Source organism: Peribacillus sp. AS_2 (genome assembly GCF_026891895.1).
In the GTDB taxonomy this organism is placed as follows: domain Bacteria; phylum Bacillota; class Bacilli; order Bacillales; family DSM-1321; genus Peribacillus; species Peribacillus frigoritolerans.
Genome location: NZ_JAPTGA010000004.1, coordinates 14,364 through 39,027, shown reverse-complemented (window position 1 = coordinate 39,027; position 24,664 = coordinate 14,364). Strand labels below are relative to the sequence as shown.

Sequence of the window (24,664 nt, the reverse complement as noted above, 5' to 3'; positions counted from 1 at the left end):
ATGGATGCAGAAATCATTGCAGTGGGCTCAGAGCTTCTTTTAGGTCAAATCAATAACACTAATGGAAGATTCTTATCGCAGCAGTTTGCGGAAATGGGGATCAACGTTTTTTACCATACTGTGGTCGGGGATAACGACCGTCGATTACAACAAGCTATAGAAATCGCTGAATCGAGGGCGAACTTGATTGTTTTTACCGGTGGGCTTGGTCCTACCAAAGATGACTTAACGAAAGAAACGATTGCTCGCCATATCGGGAAAAAGCTCGTTTTTAATGATGAAGCTTTGCAATCCATTGAAGCTTACTTCCAAAAACGGGAACGGCCGATGACGGAAAACAACAAAAAGCAGGCCCTTGTCTTAGAAGGCAGTGAAGTGTTGGCAAACGATCATGGCATGGCCCCAGGAATGGTTTTGTCCAAATCCGGGATTACATATATGCTCCTGCCTGGTCCACCAAGTGAAATGGAGCCGATGTTTTTAAGTTATGGTTATGAAAAGATCATGAATAAATTGGAAAAGCATGAACGGATCGATTCCAAGGTTTTACGGTTCTACGGTATAGGTGAAGCCGAACTGGAAACGGTGATTGAAGATCTCCTTGTCAATCAAACGAATCCGACAATCGCTCCGCTGGCAGCCGAAGGGGAAGTGACGTTAAGGATCACCGCCAAAGGCCCTTCCAAAGAAAAATGCGAAGAACTTATTTTAGAAACGGAAAAAGAAATTCTTGGCAGGGTCGGCAAGTTCCATTATGGAAGTGATAATACTTCGCTAATAAAGGAACTTGTAAAAGAATTAACGGTCCGCAAGCTTTCAATCGCAGCAGCTGAAAGCTTGACCGGGGGGATGTTCCAAGAACAGCTGACAACCATCCCGGGCGCCGGTAAAGTCTTCAAGGGCGGAATGGTCTGCTATACGAATGATGCGAAGTCCAATGTCCTCGGCGTCAGTGATGATACCATATCTGAGTATGGGGTGGTCAGCGGTGAGTGTGCAATGGAAATGGCCTCTAATGTCCGGAGTAAGCTCGATACGGATGTAGGCATAAGCTTTACGGGTGTTGCAGGGCCGGATGAACAAGAAGGCAAGCCTGTTGGTACAGTATTTATTGGCATTTCCTATCGCGATGGAAACACTCATTTCAAGGAGTTGAATCTTTCCGGTAGCAGGGCGCAAAACCGTATTCGGAGTGTGAAATACGGCTGTCATTACCTATTAAGGGATTTATAAACGCCATAAGCAGAGCTTTAATACAGCTCTGCTTTTTATTTGGTTTTAGAAGTTTGTTTCTTGAAAAATAGGGAAAAAAGAAAAAAGTTAATTCAATAAAATTGTATTTTTTAGGGAGTAAGTGAAGCGAAATGGAAATTTCCTTAAGCTAAAACGCTTTTTTACAAAGAATATCCCGAAAGAAAAAAACGAATGAATGTTCGACTTTTTGCTTGGCAAAATAGTAAAAAGAGTATATAGTAAAGATAGGTTTTGAGACAGGGTACAAACCTTGAACTCGAATAATTGCTAACGTAAGTACACCTTTAATCGGACAGCCGATTAGTTGAATATAGAGGAGGAAATTAAGTGAGTGATCGTCAAGCGGCTTTAGATATGGCGTTAAAACAAATTGAGAAACAATTTGGTAAAGGTTCGATTATGAAACTTGGGGAACAGACTGATCGTAGGATTTCAACGATCTCAAGCGGTTCTTTAGCATTGGACGTAGCGTTGGGAGTAGGCGGATATCCAAGAGGCCGGGTCATTGAGATATATGGACCTGAAAGCTCCGGTAAAACGACTGTAGCATTACATGCTATTGCAGAGGTACAAAAGACTGGCGGGACGGCTGCATTCATTGATGCCGAGCATGCTTTAGATCCAGCATATTCAGAAAAACTTGGTGTGAATATCGATGAGTTACTGCTTTCACAGCCTGATACGGGTGAACAAGCCCTAGAGATCGCTGAAGCGTTAGTTCGAAGCGGAGCGGTAGATATTATTGTCATTGACTCGGTGGCAGCACTTGTTCCTAAAGCTGAAATCGAAGGCGAAATGGGAGATTCCCATATGGGTCTCCAAGCCCGGATGATGTCTCAGGCACTTAGAAAACTGTCTGGTTCCATTAATAAATCAAATACCATTGCCATTTTCATTAACCAAGTCCGTGAAAAAATCGGTGTTATGTTTGGGAATCCAGAAACGACTCCGGGAGGCCGGGCATTGAAGTTCTATTCAACTGTTCGTCTGGAAGTGCGCCGTGCGGAGCAATTAAAACAAGGTAATGAAATCGTGGGTAATAAAACGAAAATCAAAGTTGTAAAAAACAAGGTTGCTCCACCATTCCGCCAAGCAGAAGTTGACATCATGTATGGTCAAGGGATTTCACAGGAAGGTGAAATCATCGATATGGGTGCAGACCTTGATATCGTCCTTAAAAGCGGCTCATGGTATTCATACAATGAAGAGCGTGTCGGACAAGGCCGTGAAAATGCGAAGCTTTTCCTGAAAGAAAATCAGGATATCGCTCAGGAAATTTCTCAGAAAATCAGAGATCACTATAATCTTGATGGAGAGCATGAATTACCACCAGAAGAAAATGAAACAGAAGAGCATTTTGAATTGCTTGATTAATGATATTTGGAAAAGGCCTAAGCTTATTCGCTTAGGCCTTTTATGTATATTTTAAGAAAAATGCGAAATTTTCAGTGGATTAAATGGCATTGTAATCAGATTTACAGACTCCTTCCATAATGAATGCTGTACATTATGATGGTTGATATTAAGAAAACTTGAATAAACATTGATACATAAGGGACAAACGCTTGACAATAAAAATTCTCAACTATACAATTAATATGTATATTTTACAATTTTTCAAACTAAAATTTTGAAAATTAAGTGCTGTATATTGAATTTATGTGCAATGTACTTGCCGACAGTTCAACATTTTATGTAAAAAGTTCATAGCAAGGGGAGGTGAAACGATGGAACCCATGACAATCATCTTCACTTTGCTTGGCCTAATCGTCGGTGCAGTTGTTGGTTATTTTATTCACAAATCAAAATTTGAGAGTAGAATAGCAGGGGCAAAGGGCTCTGCAGAACACATCCTTGAGGATGCAAAACGTGAAGCGGAAGCACTTAAGAAAGAAGCCTTGTTGGAAGCAAAAGATGAAATTCATAAAGTTCGTGCCGATTCGGATCGGGAAGCCCGTGAAAGAAGGAACGAATTACAAAAACAAGAAAATCGGTTATTGCAAAGAGAAGAGAATCTGGACCGTAAGGATGAAACGTTAGACAAACGTGAGAGCCTTTTGGAGAAAAAAGAAGATTCTCTAAACCAAAGACAACAGCATATTGAAGAGATGGAAAGCAAAGTGGAAGAGATGGTTCGTAAGCAGCAAACAGAGCTTGAACGTGTTTCCGGTTTAACTCGTGAAGAGGCTAAAGCAATCATTATAGACCGAATGGAAAACGAGCTTGCTCACGATGTAGCGCTTATGATTAAAGAAAGTGATACCCGTGCCAAAGAAGAAGCTGATAAAAAAGCAAAAGAAGTCCTTTCTCTTGCCATTCAGCGTTGTGCGGCTGATCATGTTGCAGAGACCACCGTTTCTGTAGTAAATCTTCCAAACGATGAAATGAAAGGACGGATAATCGGACGTGAAGGACGAAATATCCGGACGTTAGAAACGCTAACAGGTATTGACCTTATTATTGATGATACTCCTGAAGCTGTCATTTTATCTGGATTCGATCCAATTAGACGGGAAACGGCACGCTTGGCTCTTGAGAAACTTGTTCAGGACGGACGGATCCATCCGGCTCGCATTGAAGAAATGGTTGACAAAGCAAGACGTGAGGTAGATGAACATATTCGTGAAATTGGTGAACAGACTACTTTTGAAGTTGGAGTTCACGGTCTCCATCCAGATCTCATCAAAATACTAGGACGTTTGAAATTCCGTACCAGTTATGGGCAAAACGTACTTAAACATTCAATTGAAGTGGCCCAGCTTTCAGGTTTACTGGCCGCTGAGCTCGGTGAGGATGAAGTTCTTGCCCGCCGTGCAGGTTTATTGCATGATATTGGGAAAGCGATCGATCATGAAGTGGAAGGCAGTCACGTTGAAATTGGCGTTGAATTAGCAACCAAATATAAAGAGCATCCAACTGTCATTAACAGCATCGCTTCACATCATGGCGATACGGAACCAACTTCCATCATTTCAGTGCTTGTGGCTGCCGCTGATGCATTATCAGCTGCAAGACCGGGAGCAAGAAGTGAAACGCTTGAAAATTACATTAGAAGACTTGAAAAGCTTGAGGAAATTTCCGAATCCTATGATGGAGTGGAGAAATCTTTTGCGATTCAAGCCGGACGAGAAGTGCGGATTCTAGTGAAACCAGAACAAATCGATGACCTTTCGGCACATCGACTCGCACGTGATATCCGGAAAAGGATTGAAGAAGAGCTCGATTACCCAGGTCATATAAAAGTCACGGTCATCCGTGAAACAAGAGCAGTCGAATATGCCAAATAATTGTTAGTGAAAGACGAAGTGGTGCAAACCACTTCGTTTTTTCTTTTTCCGATATGAATCGTTAAGCATAATTCTTATAATTACCCCCAATTATGTTACAATACATACTTGAATAATTCATATAATCAGGTGAATCCAGAAAGGGTTTTACAATGAAATTGCTATTTATAGGGGATGTAGTGGGATCTCCAGGTCGTGACATGATTCAAGAATACCTTCCTAAGTTAAAAGAAAAGTATCGTCCGCATATCACGGTCATCAATGGCGAGAATGCAGCAAGTGGCCGGGGGATTACAGAAAAGATTTACCGCAGTTTTTTAGAGTGGGGAGCGCAGGCAGTGACCATGGGAAACCATACATGGGATAATCGTGATATTTTCAACTTTATTGATGAAGCGAAATATCTTGTCCGTCCAGCAAACTTTCCAGACGGGGTACCCGGAGAAGGTATGAAATTTTTAAAATTGAACCAGCATGAAATAGCGGTCATCAATTTGCAAGCGAGAACGTTCATGCCGGATTTGGACTGTCCGTTCAAAAAGGCGGAAGAACTAGTGGCGGAGGCTCGAAAAAAGACACCGATCATCTTTGTCGATTTTCATGGTGAAGCGACAAGTGAAAAGCAAGCCATGGGTTGGTTCCTGGATGGTAAGGTTACAGCAGTCGTTGGTACACACACACACGTCCAGACAGCCGATAACCGTATATTACCTGCAGGCACCGCTTACATATCAGATGTAGGCATGACAGGACCATATGATGCCATCCTTGGTATGGAAAGAGAGGCAGTCATCCATCGGTTCCTGACTAGCCTTCCAGTTCGTTTTGAAGTCCCAAAAGAGGGACGGACCCTATTAAGCGGGGTTCTCCTTGAAATTGATGAGAAAACTGGCAAGGCAAAGAAGATAGAAAGGATCCTGATTAACGAAGATCATCCCTTTTACCATTGATTCGAACGGATGGACAGTCAAACTGCCATCCGTTTTTACATTCTTTAATAAATGGTGTACAATCCCGGTTTTCTTTGTCATACAAGTTTTACTTGATGAATATAGTAGCAGTGGAAAGTGTTATAACTATTGAGCCAAGTTAGAATCGGCAGGGAAAACAAGGAGGACTAGGAATGGAAATATTAAAAGTTTCAGCAAAATCTAATCCTAATTCTGTAGCAGGCGCACTAGCGGGAGTGCTCAGGGAAAGAGGAGCAGCCGAAATTCAAGCAATCGGTGCAGGTGCGTTAAATCAAGCCGTCAAGGCAGTAGCAATCGCAAGAGGGTTTGTCGCACCTAGTGGAGTTGACTTGATTTGTATTCCTGCCTTTACAGATATACTTATTGATGGCGAAGAGAGAACGGCAATAAAACTAATCATTGAACCAAGATAATTGCAAGTTTGGGTGTCCTGTTTGTCGGATGGCGAGCAGGCACTTTTTTGTCGTGACTTCCAAATGACGAAAGGCCCGTGTCGCCTTATAATGGTATATATAATCATAAAAAAGTACAGGAAGGGGGATTACATTGGAGATTTTTGATGCACATTGTGATGTGCTGATGAAGATGTTCATCGATCCGGATATTTCTTTTACAAATAGTGATAAATTACATATAACAAAGCGGGGTTTATTGGACGAAGGGGGAAAAGTCCAATGTTTTGCCATATATATACCTGAAAAAGTCCACCCTGATATGAGATTTCAAGCGGCTTTGGCGATGGTGGATATTTTTCATGAAAAGATTTTGTCGGAGCCGGAAATGAAATTTATAAAGACCAAGGCAGATATCGAATCTTTAAAAGAAAAGGAAATCGGTGCAATGCTAACTTTGGAGGGGTGCGATTGCATTGGGAATGATTTGTTGAAACTGAAAACCCTTATTCATCTTGGAGTATCCTCCGTAGGTTTGACTTGGAATCATGCTAACTTGGTAGCGGATGGGGCATTGGAAACAAGAGGGGGAGGCTTGACAGGGTTTGGAACGGAAGTGGTCGCGCTACTGAATGAGAAGTCAATTTGGTGTGATTTATCCCATTTATCTGAAGCTGGATTTTGGGACACCCTAAAGTTGGCGAAATTCCCGATCGCCTCCCATTCGAATGCTTATCAGCTTTGTCCACATCCGCGAAATTTAAAGGACGGGCAGATAAAAGCCCTTTTACAGAAAAATGGGGTGATCGGAGTAACCTTTGTCCCGCAATTTCTAGCAAATGGCCCGGTTACGATAAAGGATATCTTGAAACATATAGAGCATATATGCAGTTTGGGCGGGGAAAGACAAATTGGATTAGGGTCCGACTTCGATGGAATCGATCATATGGTAGAGAAGTTAACGTCATATAAGGATTATCATAACTTAATAAATGAATTGAACAGGCTTTATTCCAGTGAGTTTGTAAAAGGTCTCCTTTTTGATAATTTCACTCGTAATTTTCCGCTTGAAAAGGAAATATCTTAAGTGATTTTCAATTCTTACTATATAGATATGAATAAATATTCTGAAAATATAAAAAATAAAAGCAAAAAGGTTGCAATTTGATGATTTAACCGATAGAATTGAAAGCGTTTAGTACACCTTTCCTAAATTAGAACGATAATTATACATAGTTGAATGTTCTAAGAGAGGTGCGGTTAAATGCATTTATATACGAACGTCCTAAAGGAGTGTAAGACATGATCAATCAACTTTCATGGAAAGTTGGCGGACAACAAGGTGAAGGTATTGAAAGTACAGGAGAAATATTCTGTATTGCCCTCAATCGCTTAGGTTATTACTTGTATGGCTACCGTCATTTCTCATCCCGAATCAAGGGTGGACACACGAATAACAAAATTCGTGTAAGTACTACGGAAACTCGTGCTATCTCTGATGATTTAGACATCTTAGTTGCTTTTGACCAAGAAACAATTGACGTCAATTATAAAGAATTACATGAGGGTGGCATCATAATTGCAGATGCAAAATTCAAACCTGTCTGCCCAGAAGATACAAAGGCAGAATTATATATTGTTCCTTTTACGGAAATAGCAGCCGAATTAGGAACATCATTAATGAAAAATATGGTTGCCATCGGTGCAACATGTGCTGTTCTCGGAATGGAAATCTCCGTATTCAACGATGTGGTTGATGAAATATTCGGCCGTAAAGGTGAAGAAATCGTTAAGAAGAATATGGATGCCATTACTGCCGGCTATAAGGCAATGGAAGTGTTGCTTGGAGAAAAACTGGGCGCGATGGAGCTGGAAAAGGCAGACGGCCAGAAACGAATGTTCATGATCGGAAACGATGCTATCGCTTTAGGCGCTGTTGCAGGAGGTTGTCGCTTCATGGCAGCTTACCCGATTACTCCGGCTTCCGAAATCATGGAATACTTAATTAAGAAACTTCCTCAATTTGGCGGGACGGTCATACAGACTGAAGATGAAATCGCGGCAGCCACAATGGCTATCGGTGCGAATTATGGCGGTGTACGTGCCATCACAGCTTCAGCTGGACCTGGGCTTTCCTTGAAAATGGAGGCGATTGGTTTAGCGGGCATTACCGAAACGCCAATTGTCATCGTCGATACTCAACGTGGAGGTCCATCTACGGGACTTCCTACAAAACAGGAGCAATCCGATTTAATGGCCATGATTTATGGTACACATGGTGAAATACCTAAAATCGTCATGGCTCCGAGTACTGTTGAGGAAGCTTTTTATGATACGGCAGAAGCATTCAACCTTGCAGAGGAATATCAATGTCCGGTTATCGTTTTATCCGACTTACAGCTATCATTAGGTAAACAGACGGTTCAGCCGCTTGATTACGGCAAAGTGGAGATAAGACGCGGAAAATTGGTTGACTTTGAAATTGAAGAGCCAGAAAACAAATCTTACTTCAAGCGTTATGAAGTAACGGAAGACGGAGTCTCACCACGGGTAGTGCCTGGTATGAAAAATGGAATTCACCATGTTACGGGTGTTGAACATGATGAAACGGGCAGACCTTCCGAGACGGCCTTGAATCGCAAATTGCAAATGGATAAACGGATGCGTAAGCTGAATAATTTAACTAACACATTCCAAACACCAGTATACAAAAACACACCGCATGAAGAAGCGGATTTATTAATTCTTGGTTTTAACTCAACACGCGGGACGATTGATGAAGCGATCGGCCGTTTAGAAACGGATGGAGTGAAAGTGAATCATGCGCAAATCCGCTTGATTCATCCTTTCCCAGCTGATGAAGTCCTTTCATTGGTGCAAAGTGCTAAGAAAGTAGTAGTTATTGAAAATAATGCGACTGGACAATTGGCTAATATTATCAAGATGAATGTCGGACATGTTAATAAAATAAAAAGCATCCTAAAATATGATGGCAACCCATTCCTCCCGCATGAAATTCACACACAATGCAAGGAGATGTTCGAATATGGCAACGTTTAAAGAGTTTCGGAATGATGTAAAACCTAACTGGTGTCCTGGCTGCGGAGATTTCTCCGTTCAGGCTGCCATGCAGCGTGCGGCAGCCAATGTGGGATTGGAGCCGGAGAATTTGGCCGTTGTTTCCGGTATCGGCTGTTCAGGGCGTATATCCGGTTACATCAAGTCATATGGTTTCCACGGCATCCATGGGCGCTCACTGCCAATTGCCCAAGGAGTAAAAATGGCCAACCGTGAATTGACCGTTATAGCTTCAGGCGGTGACGGAGATGGTTTTGCAATCGGGATGGGACACACCATCCATGCGATCCGCCGTAATATCGACATTACGTATATTGTCATGGATAACCAAATTTATGGATTGACAAAAGGCCAGACTTCTCCTAGATCCGCTGCTGGATTTAAAACGAAATCCACTCCAGAAGGATCAATAGAACAGGCTGTTTCACCTATGGAATTAGCATTGTCAGCTGGCGCTACGTTTGTCGCCCAAAGCTTTTCCACTGACTTGAAAGATCTTACTGCGATCATTGAAGCAGGGATAAACCATAAAGGATTCTCCTTTATCAATGTTTTCTCTCCTTGCGTAACATACAATAAGATCAATACGTATGATTGGTTTAAACAAAACTTAACTAAATTGAACACAATTGAAGGCTATGATTCTTCAAATAAAGAACAGGCGATGCAGACTTTGATGCAGCATGACAGCCTTGTGACAGGGATCATTTATCAAGATTCTTCACGCCCTTCGTACCAGGAATTAGTGCCAGGGTATGCTGAAAAAGCGCTAAACAAATCAGATTTGACACTGGATCAAGCGCACTTTGATAAGCTTGTTGCTGAATTTATGTAAAAGTTAAAAGGTTCACCCCTTAAGATGGGGTGAACCTTTTTTTGTGATTAACTGGAAAGCTCAGTAGAGAGAATCACTAGCCTCCCTAGATTAGCTTACCACCAACCGTTATTGCATCCACAGAAGAAATTGCAACGATTCCTTCTTCTGCAACAATTGTGATGGCGGTTGTGGTCTCGATCTCTGTCCCGATCTCTGTCCCGATCGTGGTCCCGATCTCTGTCCCGATCGTGGTCCCGATCTCTGTCCCGATCGTGGTCCCGATCGCGGTCCCGATCGTGGTCGCGATCGCGCCTATTGCAGCCCCTCACAGCACGACAAAAATCGTCTGCGATTCTCTTGTTATCTCTGTCCCGATCTCTGTCCCGATCTCTGTCCCGATCTCTATCCCGATCGCGATCCCGATCATGATTATTGCATCCACATGACATATAAGTCACTCCTTCATTGTTTTTGTTTTTTGTTGTACAAGATATCTTATTCGAGAGCGGACAAGATGCTATAGAAACATGACCCATTTAACAAAAATGTACGAATGCCTAAAAATCATCATTATTAATGTGAAAATGCCGGTACAAAAGTGATTATGGTATTTTTGTGATTGATTTTTCATATCTTTACATATTAAGGTAGATGAAAAAGCACAGCCCTATTTCAGGGGGAATGTACATGTTGAGAGGTAAAATGAAAGCGATCGTCAAACAACACCGAGGTTATGGGGCACAATTACTAGTTGTCGATATACCGGACATTCGTGATGACGAGGTCTTGATTCGAGTGAAGATGACCTCGATCTGCGGAACGGATATTCATATTTTCACCTGGGATGAATGGTCACAAGGAAGGGTGAGCCCGCCATACGTATTTGGGCACGAATTTGCAGGGGAAGTAATCGAGATAGGAGCAAGTGTCAGTAATGTTTCAGTTGGTGATTGTGTATCTGCCGAAACACATATAGTTTGCGGTACATGCAGGCAATGCTTAACCGGACAATTCCATATCTGTAAAAAAACAAACATTATCGGTGTGGATAAACAAGGGTGCTTTGCAGAGTACATAGCTCTGCCAGCCAAGAATTTATGGAAAAATCCAAGTGATATGCCACTCGATATAGCTACCATCCAAGAACCGATGGGGAATGCCGTCCATTCAGTGCTAGCTGGCGAGGTGCTGGGTAAAACGGTGGCAATAATCGGTTGTGGTCCAATTGGGCTTATGGCGATTGCTGTAGCAAAGGCCGCAGGTGCTGATAAAGTAATCGCTCTTGATATTAATGATTATCGACTTCAGCTAGCCAAAAAGATGGGTGCCACACACCTCATTCATTCAATGAATCAGGATCCAGTGGAAATCACGAAAAACATTACAAGTGGGGACGGGGTGGATGTTGTTTGTGAAATGAGCGGGAATCCAGCAGCTATCCAACAAGGGTTCAAGATGGCGACCAATGGTGGAAGAATATCCATTCTAAGTCTGCCTTCTAAGCCCGTCACGATTAATATAACGGAGGATATCGTATTCAAGGGTCTTACTGTCCAAGGGATAACGGGAAGGAAGATGTTTTCAACCTGGCAACAGGTTTCAAGTCTGCTTGAAAGTGGCAAGGTTGATGTAAAACCAATGATTACCCATCGGTTCTCACTCAGTGATTTTGAAAAGGGATTTGAACTGATGATCAAAGGCCAGTGTGGTAAGGTTCTCCTTATACCTTGAACACCTAAAAAGGTGGAAATTGCATGCTCTGCATTTGAAAAATCATGAAAGGGGAAAGCGCCATCCAAAAATGATAAGAAGAGGCTAAATTCGTCATAGCCTCTTCTTTCATGTTCTTATTTTCAATATTTGTGAAAAATTTCTTACAATTGAAGAAGCCACGACAGAATGATTGTTTCTTGCTGTTAAAAGCTTTATACTATGATAATGTGGATATATCACACTTAATAGCTAATATTTACTGGAAATTCTTAAAAAGGAATCCGTATAAATCCATTTGATGATAGGTCTTGGAATAGTTGGTGAAAGAAATAAACTAACTATTTTGAAAGGAGATTAACTATGAACGAGAAACAACGATTAGAATCACAACAAGTACAGGCTGAGAATCCAGCGGACAAAAAATCCGAAAAGGACTTCAGTAAGTACTTTCAAGCCGTTTATATTCCGCCTTCCTTAAAGGATGCGAAAAAGCGGGGAAAAGAAGAAGTAGAATATCATGATGACTTTGCCATTCCTGAAGGTTTCCGCGGAATGGGAGAAGGTAAAAAGTTTTACATTCGCACTTTTGGCTGTCAAATGAACGAACATGATACAGAAGTCATGGCGGGCATCTTTATGGCACTTGGTTATCAGGCGACAGACTCGGTGGATGATGCTAACGTCATTTTACTTAACACTTGTGCGATTCGGGAAGGCGCAGAGAATAAAGTGTTCGGTGAATTGGGGCATTTGAAATCATTGAAATTGGAAAAGCCGGATCTACTGCTTGGGGTTTGCGGCTGTATGTCACAAGAGGAGACAGTTGTAAAGCGGATTCTAGAGAAGCACCATTTTGTAGATATGATTTTCGGAACGCATAACATCCACCGCCTGCCGCAAATTCTTAATGAAGCGTATCTTTCCAAGGAAATGGTCATTGAGGTTTGGTCTAAAGAAGGTGATGTAATCGAGAACCTTCCGAAAGTGCGTAAAGGAAAAACCAAGGCATGGGTCAATATCATGTATGGCTGCGATAAGTTTTGTACATACTGCATCGTACCGTATACGAGAGGGAAAGAAAGAAGCCGCAGGCCTGGAGATATCATCCAGGAAGTCCGTCATTTAGCGGCACAGGGTTACAAGGAAATAACCCTGCTTGGACAGAATGTGAATGCTTACGGTAAAGATTTTACGGATATCGATTATCGTTTCGGCGATTTGATGGATGAAATCCGCAAAATCGACATTCCGCGTATTCGTTTTACGACAAGCCATCCCCGTGATTTTGATGATCATTTGATTGAAGTACTGGCTAAAGGCGGAAATCTCGTTGACCATATCCATCTTCCAGTTCAATCGGGAAGTACGGAAACACTTAAAATCATGGCCCGTAAGTATACACGCGAACAATATTTAGAGCTAGTTAAAAAAATAAAGGAAGCTATCCCAAGTGCATCGCTAACCACGGACATCATTGTAGGCTATCCGAATGAAACGGAAGAGCACTTTGAAGAAACGATGTCATTATACCGTGAAGTTGGTTTCGATGCAGCATATACTTACATCTATTCACCACGTGAGGGAACACCGGCTGCGAAAATGCAGGATAATGTACCGATGGAAGTGAAAAAGGAACGTCTGCAACGCTTGAATGCCCTTGTAAATGAAACGTGCGCATTGAAAATGAAAGAGTATGATGGACAGATTGTTGAAGTGCTCGTTGAAGGCGAAAGCAAGAAGAATGCGGAAGTATTAGCAGGTTATACAACGAAAAATAAGCTCGTGAACTTCAAAGGACCAAAATCCGCTATTGGCAAAATCGTAAAAGTGAAAATCACCGGAACGAAAACATGGTCATTAAATGGGGATATGGTTGAAGAAGCAACGGCGATTGAGGTGGAGTAATATGACTAAATATACTAAAGATGACATTCTGAATAAAGCGGCCGAGCTTGCTGAAATGATCGCCAGCACGGAAGAAGTCGATTTCTTTAAACGGGCAGAAGCTCACATCAATGAAAATCAAAAAATCCGTGAAATGATCGCCAGCATCAAGAGTTTGCAAAAACAGGCTGTAAACTTCCAACATTACGGCAAAGAGAAAGCATACAGTCAAGTGCAGGCCAAAATTGATGCACTTGAAAAACAATTGGATGAACTTCCGATCGTGCAAGAATTCAAACAATCCCAAGTGGATGTAAATGATCTTTTACAAATGGTCTCATCACAGGTATCGAATAAGGTGACGGACCTGATTATTGAATCAACCGAAGGCGATGTCCTTCGAGGTGAGACAGGTTCACAGGTACAAGCAGGCGGCGGAAGCTGTTCATGAATATTAAAAAAGCCCTTCTGGTTTCAGAAGGGCTTTTTTAATATGCGGAAATCCTTATACAGTGCCCATTCGTGACACATATCCCAAAACATGCGCATAAAATAACCTAGGTTTAAAACATTACAGCAGTTTTCAAACAATTAAAATTCTACGCACAATAGACTTTTACCACGCATAGGATGAATGGAAACTGTATGAGGAGGGTTCGCTAGCATGTCACAATATAGAGAGATAATTACTAAAGCGGTGGTGGCAAAAGGACGTAAATTCACAAAGTCCTCTCACACCATTTGCCCGGCTCATCATCCTTCTAGCATTCTAGGTTGTTGGATCATCAACCATAAATACGATGCAAAGAAAGTCGGCAAAAAGGTAGAAATTCACGGCAGCTACGAAATCAACGTCTGGTATTCTTATAACCATAATTCGAAGACGGAAGTTGTAACTGAAAAAGTGCAATATACCGACGTTATTTCGCTGAAATACCGTGATCCCGATTATCTTGATGACCATGAAATCGCTGCAAAAGCTGTCCAACAGCCGAATTGTTTAGAAGCATGCATCTCCCCATGTGGACAAAAAATCATTGTCCATGTGGAAAGGGAATTCTTTGTGGAAGTCGTCGGCGAAACGAAAATTTGTGTCGCTGTAAGTCCAGATGGCCGCTGTGAGGATGACTGGGGCTCTGATTTCGATGATGAGGATTTCGAAGATTTAGATCCGGATTTCCTTGATGAATTCGAAGACGAATAGAATATAGAAATTAATACCGGATGACATTCCCTTCATCCGGTTTTATTTAATTTGAAGCGGGACAAGTCCCTATGGCTTTACAGATACAGCTAGCTTACAATGTAAAGGATAATTGATTTACCATGCAATTTCGAATACAGGCCATGTTGCATTTTCGTATGTTATAATGAAGGACATAAATGTGTAATAGATTTTAGTTTGGAAAGGTTTTGAAGGAATGGCTGGATATACTCCAATGATACAGCAATATTTAAAAATTAAGGCAGAGTATCAGGATGCCTTTTTATTTTTTCGTTTAGGCGATTTTTATGAAATGTTTTTTGATGATGCACTGAAGGCATCACAAGAGCTCGAAATCACATTAACGAGCCGAGAAGGCGGTAGTGAAGAGCGAATTCCGATGTGCGGCATTCCGTATCACTCGGCTGCTAATTATATTGATATATTGATAGAAAAAGGTTTTAAAGTAGCTATTTGTGAACAGACCGAAGATCCGAAGCAAGCCAAAGGTGTGGTACGCAGGGAAGTTGTCCAGCTGATTACCCCGGGAACGAAAATGGATAGTAAGGGTCTTCGTGAAAAGGAAAATAATTATATTGCCACCATCACTTATTTTACGGATGGTCAGTTTGGCTTTGGATACAATGATTTATCGACAGGGGAAAATAAGGTTACATTGATTGAGAGTTTCGAGGAAGTTCTGAATGAATTTGCCATCCTTGGTGCGAGTGAAGTGGTCATTGCCGAGGATTTCAATGAAGAATGGAAAAAAATGCTTCAAGAACGGGGCGCAGCCGCCCTATCCCTAGAGAGTAATTTGGTCCAAAGCGAGTCATTCGCTCCATTGCTTCATTTGTTAAAAGACCAGAAACTGGCGACAACGACCTCACGTTTATTGAATTATCTATACCGTACCCAAAAACGCAGCCTGGATCATTTACAGCCAGTGCTTGCATATGAAACATCACAATATATGAAAATTGATTATTATAGCAAACGTAATTTGGAATTAACTGAAACCATTCGTTCCAAAGGTAAAAAAGGATCATTACTTTGGCTGCTTGATGAAACAAAAACAGCCATGGGCGGAAGGATGTTGAAGCAATGGATTGATAGACCGCTCATAAATAAAAAACAGATCGAGCGGAGACAAAGCCTTGTTGAAACCCTGAAAAATCAATACTTCGAACGACAAGACTTACGTGAACGCCTGAAGGAAGTGTACGACTTGGAGCGGCTTGCCGGAAGGGTGGCCTTCGGGAATGTAAACGCTCGGGACTTGATTCAACTGAAACGTTCCTTGCAACAGGTGCCGGTCATTCGTGAAATCGTGAAGTCAATGGCTTCCAATCAGGATATTTCAATCCTGGCCGATAAATTGGATCCTTGTGAAGAAGTGACGGATTTACTTGAAACGGCGCTTGTAGAAAACCCTCCATTGTCCGTGAAGGAAGGGAATATCATTCAGGATGGTTTCCATAAGGAGCTGGATACATACAGGGATGCCAGCAGAAACGGAAAAACTTGGATTGCACAGCTTGAACGCGAAGAGCGGGAACGCACCGGGATCAAATCCTTGAAAATCGGATATAATCGTGTATTTGGCTATTACATTGAAGTCACACGAGCAAATTTGCATCTGCTTGAAGAAGGCCGTTATGAACGGAAGCAGACTTTAACGAATGCCGAACGTTATATCACACCTGAATTGAAAGAAAAGGAAGCTTTGATTTTACAAGCAGAAGAAAAAAGCATCAGTTTGGAGTATGACTTATTCCTCAATCTTCGTGAAGAGGTCAAAAGCTATATCCCTCGCTTACAGGATTTGGCGAAAGGCGTCAGTGAACTGGATGTCCTGCAGTGCTTTGCGACGATTAGTGAAGAACGCCATTATGTGAAGCCTGTCTTTTCCGATGATCGAAGAATCGTACTGAAGGAAGGCAGGCATCCAGTGGTCGAGAAAGTCCTTCAATCACAGGAATATGTCCCCAATGACTGCTTTATGGATGGAGATCGGGAGTTACTCTTGATCACAGGGCCCAATATGTCGGGTAAAAGTACGTATATGCGTCAAATAGCGCTAACATCGATTTTAGCGCAAATTGGATGCTTCGTATCCGCAAGTATAGCTGAATTACCTATTTTTGATAAGGTATTTACCAGGATTGGCGCGGCAGATGATTTGATTTCCGGTCAAAGTACATTCATGGTCGAGATGCTTGAAGCAAGAAATGCCATCATGAATGCGACAGAAAACAGTTTGATATTATTTGATGAAATAGGCCGGGGAACATCAACTTATGATGGGATGGCGCTTGCTCAGGCCATCATTGAATATATTCATGAGGAAATTGGGGCAAAGACACTCTTTTCGACTCATTATCACGAATTGACTGTATTGGCAACGGAACTCCCAAAATTGAAAAATATCCATGTAAGTGCCATTGAGCAAAATGGAAATGTCGTTTTCCTTCATAAAATTAAAGAAGGGCCAGCAGATAAAAGCTATGGAATTCATGTGGCTAAGCTTGCTGATTTACCGGAGCAGTTAATAGATCGGGCGGCTGCTATTTTAGCCCAGCTAGAGAATGAAAATGGACAGGCAAAGGCGATTCCTGAACAGCCTGCTGCTGAAAAAGCATCTATTGCCGAAGCTGCCCCTGTTACATCCGTCAATGAGGCACAGCTTTCCTTCTTTGGAGAAGAAGCTCCTAAAGGAAGGGTGAATTCTTCACCAAAGGAAAAAAAGGTGCTGGATGACATAAAATCACTGGATATCCTTGAAATGACGCCGCTTGAGGCAATGAATACCCTTTATAAATTACAAAAGAAACTTAAATGAGAATTAAAGCGAGGCGATAAAAATGGGAAAAATCATACAGCTTGATGAGGCTTTATCTAATAAAATCGCAGCTGGCGAAGTTGTTGAACGCCCAGCCTCAGTCGTTAAGGAACTTGTGGAAAACGCAATAGATGCAAACAGTACCATTATAGAGATTGAATTGGTGGAGGCTGGACTTGGTTCCATTCGGATCGTGGATAATGGCGATGGGATTTTACCTGATGACATAGAAGCGGCATTTAAACGTCACGCCACTAGTAAAATTAAAGACGAAAATGATCTCTTCCGAATCCGAACACTTGGCTTCCGCGGTGAAGCCATGCCCAGTATTGCTTCAGTTTCCCGTTTTGAAATGAAAAGCAGCACTGGCGAAGGGGTAGGAACGCGCATACTTCTTGAAGGAGGCTTGGTTAAGGAACTTGAGGCTTCATCCAGCCGTAAAGGAACGGATATCCTGGTTTCCGACTTGTTTTTTAATACCCCTGCACGGTTAAAATATATGAAAACCATTCATACTGAGCTAGGAAATATTACGGATGTCGCTAACAGGCTCGCACTTTCACATCCGGATGTTTCTATACGGTTAACACACAATGAGAAGCGTATCCTCCATACGAATGGTAACGGTGATGTCAGGCAGGTGCTAGCGGCAATCTATGGTACGAATATTGCCAAAAAGATGATTCCGGTTCAGGCAAGCTCCTTGGATTTCAAATTATCCGGATATATCGTCATGCCCGAGATCACCCGGGCATCAAGGAATTACATTTCAACCATGATAAACGGGCGTTTCATTAAAAACTATGCGCTCGTGAAAGCAATCCTGGATGGGTATCATACACTTCTTCCAATTGGACGTTTTCCAATCGCTTTGCTGAATATCGAAATGGATCCGATTCTTGTCGATGTCAATGTACATCCATCCAAAATGGAGGTAAGGCTCAGCAAGGAACAGGAATTGTACAGTCTTGTATCGGAAACGATTAAATCTTCGTTTAAAAAGATGTCTCTAATACCAAGTGGATATACACCAGCAGCAAAGCCGGAACAGGTGAAAAGTGAGCAAACCACTCTGGAATTGGACCATGTTGTGGAAAGCGGCAAGCGGGTCCTGGAAGAAGCCAAGAAAGAAGCTTCCCTCTTGAAGGATACCTTGATACGGGAAAAGCAGGAACAAAAGAATTACGTGGATCATAATGAAGATTTCAATCTTGAACCAATAAAGGAAATAATCTATAGCACTGAACAGCAGCAAATGGAAGATGTCTATGTACCGGTCTTACTAGATGATGAAAGCAAATCATATTTCGAGTCAGCTGAAAAGTTTACAACCTACACAGTCGAACAAGAGGAGGAAATCGAGGCGAATGAACCGGAAAGCCGCATCCCTCCGATGTACCCGATTGGGCAAATGCATGGAACATATATTTTCGCCCAAAACGAAAAGGGCTTGTATATCATAGACCAGCATGCTGCCCAGGAACGGATCAAATACGAATACTTTAAAGAAAAAGTCGGTCGGGTTGAAAACGAGCTACAGGATATGCTGGTCCCCATCACCCTTGAATTTTCAACGGACCAATGTATCCGGATAAATGAATATCGGAATGAGTTGGAAAAAGTCGGCGTCTTTTTAGAGGAGTTTGGCTATAATGCCTATATTGTCCGATCGCATCCACAATGGTTCCCTAAAGGAATTGAACAGGAAATCCTTGAGGAAATGATCGAACAATTGCTATCGATGAAAAAGGTCGACATCAAAAAATTGCGCGAAGAAGCAGCCATCATGATGAGCTGTAAAGCCTCCATAAAGGCAAACCGTCACCTGCGCAATGATGAAATCCAAGCACTACTGGATGAACTGAGGCGGACAACAGATCCCTTCACATGCCCTCATGGAAGACCTATCATCATCTCATATTCCATATATGAAATGGAAAAAATGTTCAAACGAATCATGTAATTAAAAGCAATGGAGAACCCTTATGTAATAGGGTTTTCCATTGCTTTTTTAGTTAAATGACCACAAAATGACCACATTTATTGGTCCATGCTCTTTATTCCTAGAGCTTTTGAATGTGTTGAGTTGGGCAGTTCCTCCTGACCAAATTACAGTATTTGTGTCAGTGTTAGCTTCCCTTACTATTAATATGGGTAGTCCAAATTGAAAAGACATTGAGGGTTCAATTTGTAAAAAAACGGAGCCTTCCCAGAAAGGAGTGGATGATGGAGGCTGTCCTACTTTAGTATCAGCAATCTCAACGAGGAAGCGATGAAAGTTGATTGCTAATATTCCATAGCTTGATGAAACCAAGCGGCGAATGCTTGTTAAAATGGTTTCCGGTATTGTTCACTTACAGGCAATGTACGTGGAAAGAGCAATGCGTTTCCAATCTCCAAAATAAGTTGGTTTTGAAACTGTAGTTGAATTGGATTTAACGTATTTGTTGTACTTAGAAATATGCGAATACGAAAGGCACGATCAACATATTTCGGTTATTTCAATGATGGATATTCTTCTTTCTTAAAGGTTCATTTTTAGATTTGCTTAAGTAATCTGATACTTTAAGATCTTTATTTTTATTAATACTCACTTTTCTTATCTCCTTTTTAAATTAGGTAAGAACCATCGTGTTATGTATAATCGCAATCGCATAAATGCCAGACCAAACCCAAACATGCCGAAATATGATCTCCGTGATAGACCACTTATTTTAACAACGCATTTATCCAGTTAGAATCCTAAATAGTCTAACTAGTTAATGTAGATTGTCTATACCATTTTAAAAAATATGCATAACGTAATAATAGGGTTTTTTATATGAACAAATTTAATAAGAATGGAGAATGTTGATGGCTAATGGATGTAACCAAAATCCAATAGGGGCGTGTTCTGAAGCGGAAGGAATCAATACTACTGCAAATGGGACAGCCTCCCATGCCGAAGGAATGAATACAATTGCCAATGGGATTGCTTCTCATGCGGAGGGAAGTACCACAACTGCTGGTGGTAACGCTTCACACACCGAAGGGTATGATACCGAAACAACAGCTGATACGGCACATGCAGAGGGATCTACTACGATAGCAAGCGGGGTTGCCTCCCACGCGGAGGGATATCTAACTAACGCTATTGCAAATACTTCCCATGCGGAAGGAAGTGAAACAATTGCTACGGGAAATTCCTCCCATGCGGAAGGGTTTCGGACAGCGGCGACAGCAGGTACAGCACATGCAGAGGGATCTTCTACCACAGCAAGCGGGATGGCTTCCCATGCGGAAGGTTTTGAAACTAATGCAATTGGAGCTCAATCGCATGCAGAGGGGAACAACACAACAGCAGCCGGAGCTAATTCGCACACAGAAGGAATGAATACGCAAACAACGATCAGCGGTGTTAACGCGCATGCGGAAGGAGAAGGGAATACAGCAAGTGGCAGGGCTTCCCATGCTGAAGGGGGTGGAGTAGATCAAATGGGTAATCCATTACCTACCTTAGCAAGCGGAGATGGTGCTCACGCAGAAGGCGTAGGGACAACCGCGAGTGGACCTGCATCTCATGCCGAGGGCTTCGATACATCTGCCGGTAATCCTGCTGCCCATGCGGAAGGGATTAGTACAATCTCCAATGGGCTTGCTTCCCATGCCGAAGGTGTCAATACAAATGCGAGTGGATTTGCTGCCCACGCGGAAGGGTTAGGAACAAATGCGGGTGGGGATTCCTCCCATGCCGAAGGGGAGGGTTCTGTCTCCAGTGGGCCACGTTCCCACGCGGAAGGGCAAAGTACAACCGCAAGTGGGGAAGCTTCTCATACTGAGGGTAGCAATACAAACGCTATTGGGATTAATTCTCACGCAGAAGGCCAACTTACAAACGCTACTGCAACAGATTCCCATGCCGAAGGATTTCAGACTACGTCCAGTGGATTTGCGTCCCATGCCGAAGGCAATACAACTTTGGCACAAGGTGATAGTGCTCATGCGGAAGGATCCTCTACAATAGCAAGCGGAATAGTTTCCCATGCCGAAGGAATTAGTACAACTGCAAGCGGAGATGTTTCTCATGCGGAAGGTGTCAATACAATTGCAAATGGATTTGCGTCCCATGCCGAAGGCCAGTCAAGAGCTTTTGGATTGACTTCTCATGCGGAAGGCGCTTCGATTGCCAACGGAGCATTTTCTCATAGCGAAGGTTTGTTTACAACTGCCAATGGAGATGCGTCCCATGCTGAAGGAGAAGGTAATACAGCTAGTGGAAGAGCCTCCCATGTGGAAGGCGGCGGCTTAGATCCATTGGGTAATCCAGCTCCTAACTTGGCGAGTGGAGATAGTTCCCATGCGGAAGGCATCGGTACAACTGCAAGTGGTTTTGCTGCTCATGCGGAAGGGGGAACCCAAGATATTACGTCCCAATCTGGTCCGCAAGCTTTGGGGGATTTCTCTCATGCAGAAGGAATGAATACAATTGCAACTGGAAACTTTGGTGCTCATGCCGAGGGGCAACGAACAACCGCTAGTGGATCAGCTTCCCATGCTGAGGGTTTTCAGACTACCGCCGTTGGACCTTCCGCCCATGCCGAAGGGGCAAATACAATTGCCAGCGGGGCCTTCTCCCATGCAGAAGGTATAGGTACAACCGCTAATGGGATTTACTCTCATTCTGAAGGGGCAGATACAACTGCCAGTGGGCAAGCATCTCATGCTGAAGGACTAGGAACGCTTGCAAATGCTGACTTCTCACATACTGAAGGGTTGAATACTACAGCAAGTGGTCTGAATGGAGTTCACGTAATGGGGCAAAATGGTGGACCAGCTGTAGGAGACTTACCTTTTTCATGGTATCTAGTAAACGGTGCGTTGGGTGGAGTCGTTGCCAAAATACTAAACGATGGATCGGCCTGTTTTGAAGGAGATGTATCTGCCAACATCGTTGCACCCGTGGCCTGTGACTTTGCTGAAATGTTTGAAACATCCAACGGTAAATCGATTGATGTTGGTTATTTTGTAACGTTTGACGGGGAAACTGAAAAAATTCGTATAGCGAATTCATTCGATGATTTTATCGTAGGAATTACTAGTTCGAATCCTGCTGTACTTGCTGATATTCAAGACCCTGAATGTAGTAAATATTTACTGGATGAATGGAACCGGCCTGTCTACGAAGAAGTCATAATTCCGGACGTAACTGATAATGAAGGAAACATTCTAATAGAAGAGCACGAGCTATCAAGAAAGAAACTAAATCCTTTGTGGGATCCATCCAACCAATGCGGTTCAAGGTTAGAAAAACCTGAATGGGTGGCGGTAGGACTAGTCGGGAAGCTTCTCGTTCGAGATGACGGTACATGTAAGGCAGGCGGTTACTGTCGTCCTTTTAAAGAAGGTATTGCTACAGCTGCAGATCAAGGTTTCAGGGTAATGAAACGTACTGGGCAAAATCAAGTATTAATACTGCTTAACTCAATTCCTTCAATAAAAGAGATTGATATTGTTGAAAAGTTAGAAAAATTAGCAAAATTAAAAGAACAAGGATTTCTAACAGATGAAGAGTTTCAGATTCAAAAACAAAAATTATTATCGTTATAAGAAGCCTTTTCTATTTAAAAAAACCAGCCTGTTCGCATAACTTGGCTGTTTTTTTATAGTAAATAAAATTTAGTTCTAACCTTCTTAACTAACTCAGTAATATCAACTTCATCATTATAAATCACTTGATCTATTCGGAAATCTTCACTAGCTGCGCAGCTACTTTTAATTTGTTTAATTCAATCGTAGGCTGCAATGGCTGCAGTCCAGTCAGCTTCCTTCTTAAAGTCTGAACTAAAACAGGGAGCTTCCACTTTGTAAAAAGTTAGCCTTTGTAAAGTTTTCTGCTGAAGAGTCCTGATTTTGAATGTGCTAATCTTTCTGATACCATTTTAGCATTTTCTCCGAACTCCAACATTATAGTTGAAAATTATGGAATTGGATTGAACACTTTGATATCTGTAGGTACCTTTAGAGAAGAAAAGCTCTGAGCCAACAGCAAAATTGAAATGAATCATCTGCTGTTATAGATGGGGGGCAGAACTTCTTATATTATAAGAAGAAACTCGGTAGAATATAAAGAGAAGTATAACTGATTGTATCCAAGCTTACCCTGGATTTTTAATGCCCATAAACCACATTAGGTTACCAACATAATATAAGATGTGGCGTGAAAAACGGATCATGTAATTAAAAGCAATGGAGAACCCTTATGTAATAGGGTTCTCCATTGCTTTTTCGATTCCGATTTATTAGTTGTATAGGCCCTCGAACAGGGGGAATCATGCTCCCGATATCTATCTTCAATAATAATAATATGGGGGATTGGGCTGATATTGATAGTTGTAATTCGGGGCAGTATACATTTGGTTATCATGGTGATTAATATATTGAGGATATTGCTGCATGTCTTCTTCGGCCGCTCGATGGCAGTTGGCTGGCGGACCGATGAATGTTGATGGCTGAACTGGTGCAATTGCTTTTTTCCATTGGTTTTCATCCATGCAATAAGTATGAGCCATAATATTTGCAGGTGTCAATTTCAAGATATCTGAACCGAGGATCACCTCAGGTGTTGGTGCATTAAAGATGGCGAGCAAGTGGGTTTTATCAGCATTAGCCACTTCATAATGCCACCAACCTTGTGGGACGTTGGCTACTTGACCGGGTTTAATGGGGTAATTTTGAATTTGCTTTGTAAATGGATTCAGTAAGGAAACGGTTGCCGCTCCAGAAATGCAATACACTAGCTCCGCTGCATTTTGGTGATAATGCGGTTCTACGACATTGTCTGTACTAAGGTAAATATCTAATAATGAAACATTTTCGAGGGTATTTAATTGTTTAACACCTAATGAGTTAATATAGTTTTGATTGTCTTTTTTCATGAAATTGCTTTTATTGACATCGAAAAAGAATTGTGTGGATGGTGAAGTATAGTCCATATAGGAGACCATGAATTTATCATTCCTTTTTTAAGACTTGATTTTTCAGGATATGTTAAATCTCATTCTAATGTGCACTTACCCAGTGGTTATGTGCCTATCGAGGTGATAAGGGTTGCTGATGATACTTTCATTGAATGAATGATAGACAGTGACTTCGGGTAACGTATTAGTCATGGTTATTATATCAATATTATTTTATATATTTTATAACCGAAACTACTAATCTGATTATTGGATATAATCAAACT

16 protein-coding genes are annotated in these 24,664 nt (G+C 41.9%); 15 read left to right on the top strand and 1 reads right to left on the bottom strand.

Going from position 1 to position 24,664, the window contains the following annotated elements; genetic code table 11:
* From OTG27_RS08065 to OTG27_RS07995, 15 genes are all read left to right on the top strand, one after another.
* Positions 1–1,233: a competence/damage-inducible protein A gene (locus OTG27_RS08065; RefSeq protein WP_268936687.1), complete on the top strand. Its 1,233-nt coding sequence runs from the start codon at positions 1–3 to the stop codon at positions 1,231–1,233.
* A 348-nt stretch (positions 1,234–1,581) separates the two neighbouring features.
* Entirely contained in the window at positions 1,582–2,628 is a 1,047-nt protein-coding gene (gene recA, locus OTG27_RS08060) for a recombinase RecA (protein WP_034313522.1), read from the top strand.
* A 353-nt stretch (positions 2,629–2,981) separates the two neighbouring features.
* Positions 2,982–4,541 carry a ribonuclease Y gene (gene rny, locus OTG27_RS08055; RefSeq protein ID WP_057278383.1) on the top strand — a complete coding sequence of 520 codons (1,560 nt, stop codon included), beginning with the start codon at positions 2,982–2,984 and terminating at the stop codon, positions 4,539–4,541.
* A gap of 152 nt (positions 4,542–4,693) precedes the next feature.
* Entirely contained in the window at positions 4,694–5,491 is a 798-nt protein-coding gene (locus OTG27_RS08050; protein WP_063591644.1) for a TIGR00282 family metallophosphoesterase, read from the top strand.
* A gap of 173 nt (positions 5,492–5,664) precedes the next feature.
* Positions 5,665–5,925 (top strand): stage V sporulation protein SpoVS, encoded by a 261-nt coding sequence (gene spoVS, locus OTG27_RS08045; RefSeq protein ID WP_029281188.1) that lies wholly within the window; start codon positions 5,665–5,667, stop codon positions 5,923–5,925.
* 133 nt (positions 5,926–6,058) lie between these two features.
* Entirely contained in the window at positions 6,059–6,991 is a 933-nt protein-coding gene (locus tag OTG27_RS08040) for a dipeptidase (protein ID WP_098865165.1), read from the top strand.
* 215 nt (positions 6,992–7,206) lie between these two features.
* Positions 7,207–8,964, top strand: a complete 1,758-nt coding sequence (locus tag OTG27_RS08035; RefSeq protein ID WP_053534401.1) for a 2-oxoacid:acceptor oxidoreductase subunit alpha — start codon at positions 7,207–7,209, stop codon at positions 8,962–8,964.
* Entirely contained in the window at positions 8,951–9,817 is an 867-nt protein-coding gene (locus OTG27_RS08030; RefSeq protein ID WP_057278380.1) for a 2-oxoacid:ferredoxin oxidoreductase subunit beta, read from the top strand. The genes OTG27_RS08035 and OTG27_RS08030 overlap by 14 nt, the downstream gene beginning before the upstream one ends.
* A gap of 672 nt (positions 9,818–10,489) precedes the next feature.
* Positions 10,490–11,530 carry an L-threonine 3-dehydrogenase gene (gene tdh, locus OTG27_RS08025; protein WP_268936822.1) on the top strand — a complete coding sequence of 347 codons (1,041 nt, stop codon included), beginning with the start codon at positions 10,490–10,492 and terminating at the stop codon, positions 11,528–11,530.
* A gap of 342 nt (positions 11,531–11,872) precedes the next feature.
* Positions 11,873–13,417, top strand: a complete 1,545-nt coding sequence (gene miaB, locus OTG27_RS08020; RefSeq protein ID WP_048684706.1) for a tRNA (N6-isopentenyl adenosine(37)-C2)-methylthiotransferase MiaB — start codon at positions 11,873–11,875, stop codon at positions 13,415–13,417.
* Between the two features lies 1 nt (position 13,418).
* The gene (locus OTG27_RS08015; RefSeq protein ID WP_034313499.1) at positions 13,419–13,847 is read left to right on the top strand and encodes a YlbF/YmcA family competence regulator; all 429 of its coding nucleotides are present in this window, start codon (positions 13,419–13,421) and stop codon (positions 13,845–13,847) included.
* Between the two features lie 213 nt (positions 13,848–14,060).
* Entirely contained in the window at positions 14,061–14,600 is a 540-nt protein-coding gene (locus tag OTG27_RS08010) for an outer spore coat protein CotE (protein ID WP_057278378.1), read from the top strand.
* A 217-nt stretch (positions 14,601–14,817) separates the two neighbouring features.
* Entirely contained in the window at positions 14,818–17,442 is a 2,625-nt protein-coding gene (gene mutS / locus OTG27_RS08005) for a DNA mismatch repair protein MutS (RefSeq protein WP_268936686.1), read from the top strand.
* 22 nt (positions 17,443–17,464) lie between these two features.
* Positions 17,465–19,405, top strand: a complete 1,941-nt coding sequence (mutL, locus tag OTG27_RS08000) for a DNA mismatch repair endonuclease MutL (RefSeq protein ID WP_063576870.1) — start codon at positions 17,465–17,467, stop codon at positions 19,403–19,405.
* A gap of 890 nt (positions 19,406–20,295) precedes the next feature.
* Positions 20,296–23,028 (top strand): peptidase G2 autoproteolytic cleavage domain-containing protein, encoded by a 2,733-nt coding sequence (locus tag OTG27_RS07995; protein ID WP_268936685.1) that lies wholly within the window; start codon positions 20,296–20,298, stop codon positions 23,026–23,028.
* Between the two features lie 743 nt (positions 23,029–23,771).
* On the opposite strand, the gene OTG27_RS07990 is transcribed toward OTG27_RS07995, so the two are convergent.
* Positions 23,772–24,425, bottom strand: coding sequence for a cupin domain-containing protein (locus tag OTG27_RS07990; RefSeq protein ID WP_268936684.1), 654 nt, complete (start codon positions 24,423–24,425; stop codon positions 23,772–23,774).
* Positions 24,426–24,664: the final 239 nt, after the last annotated feature.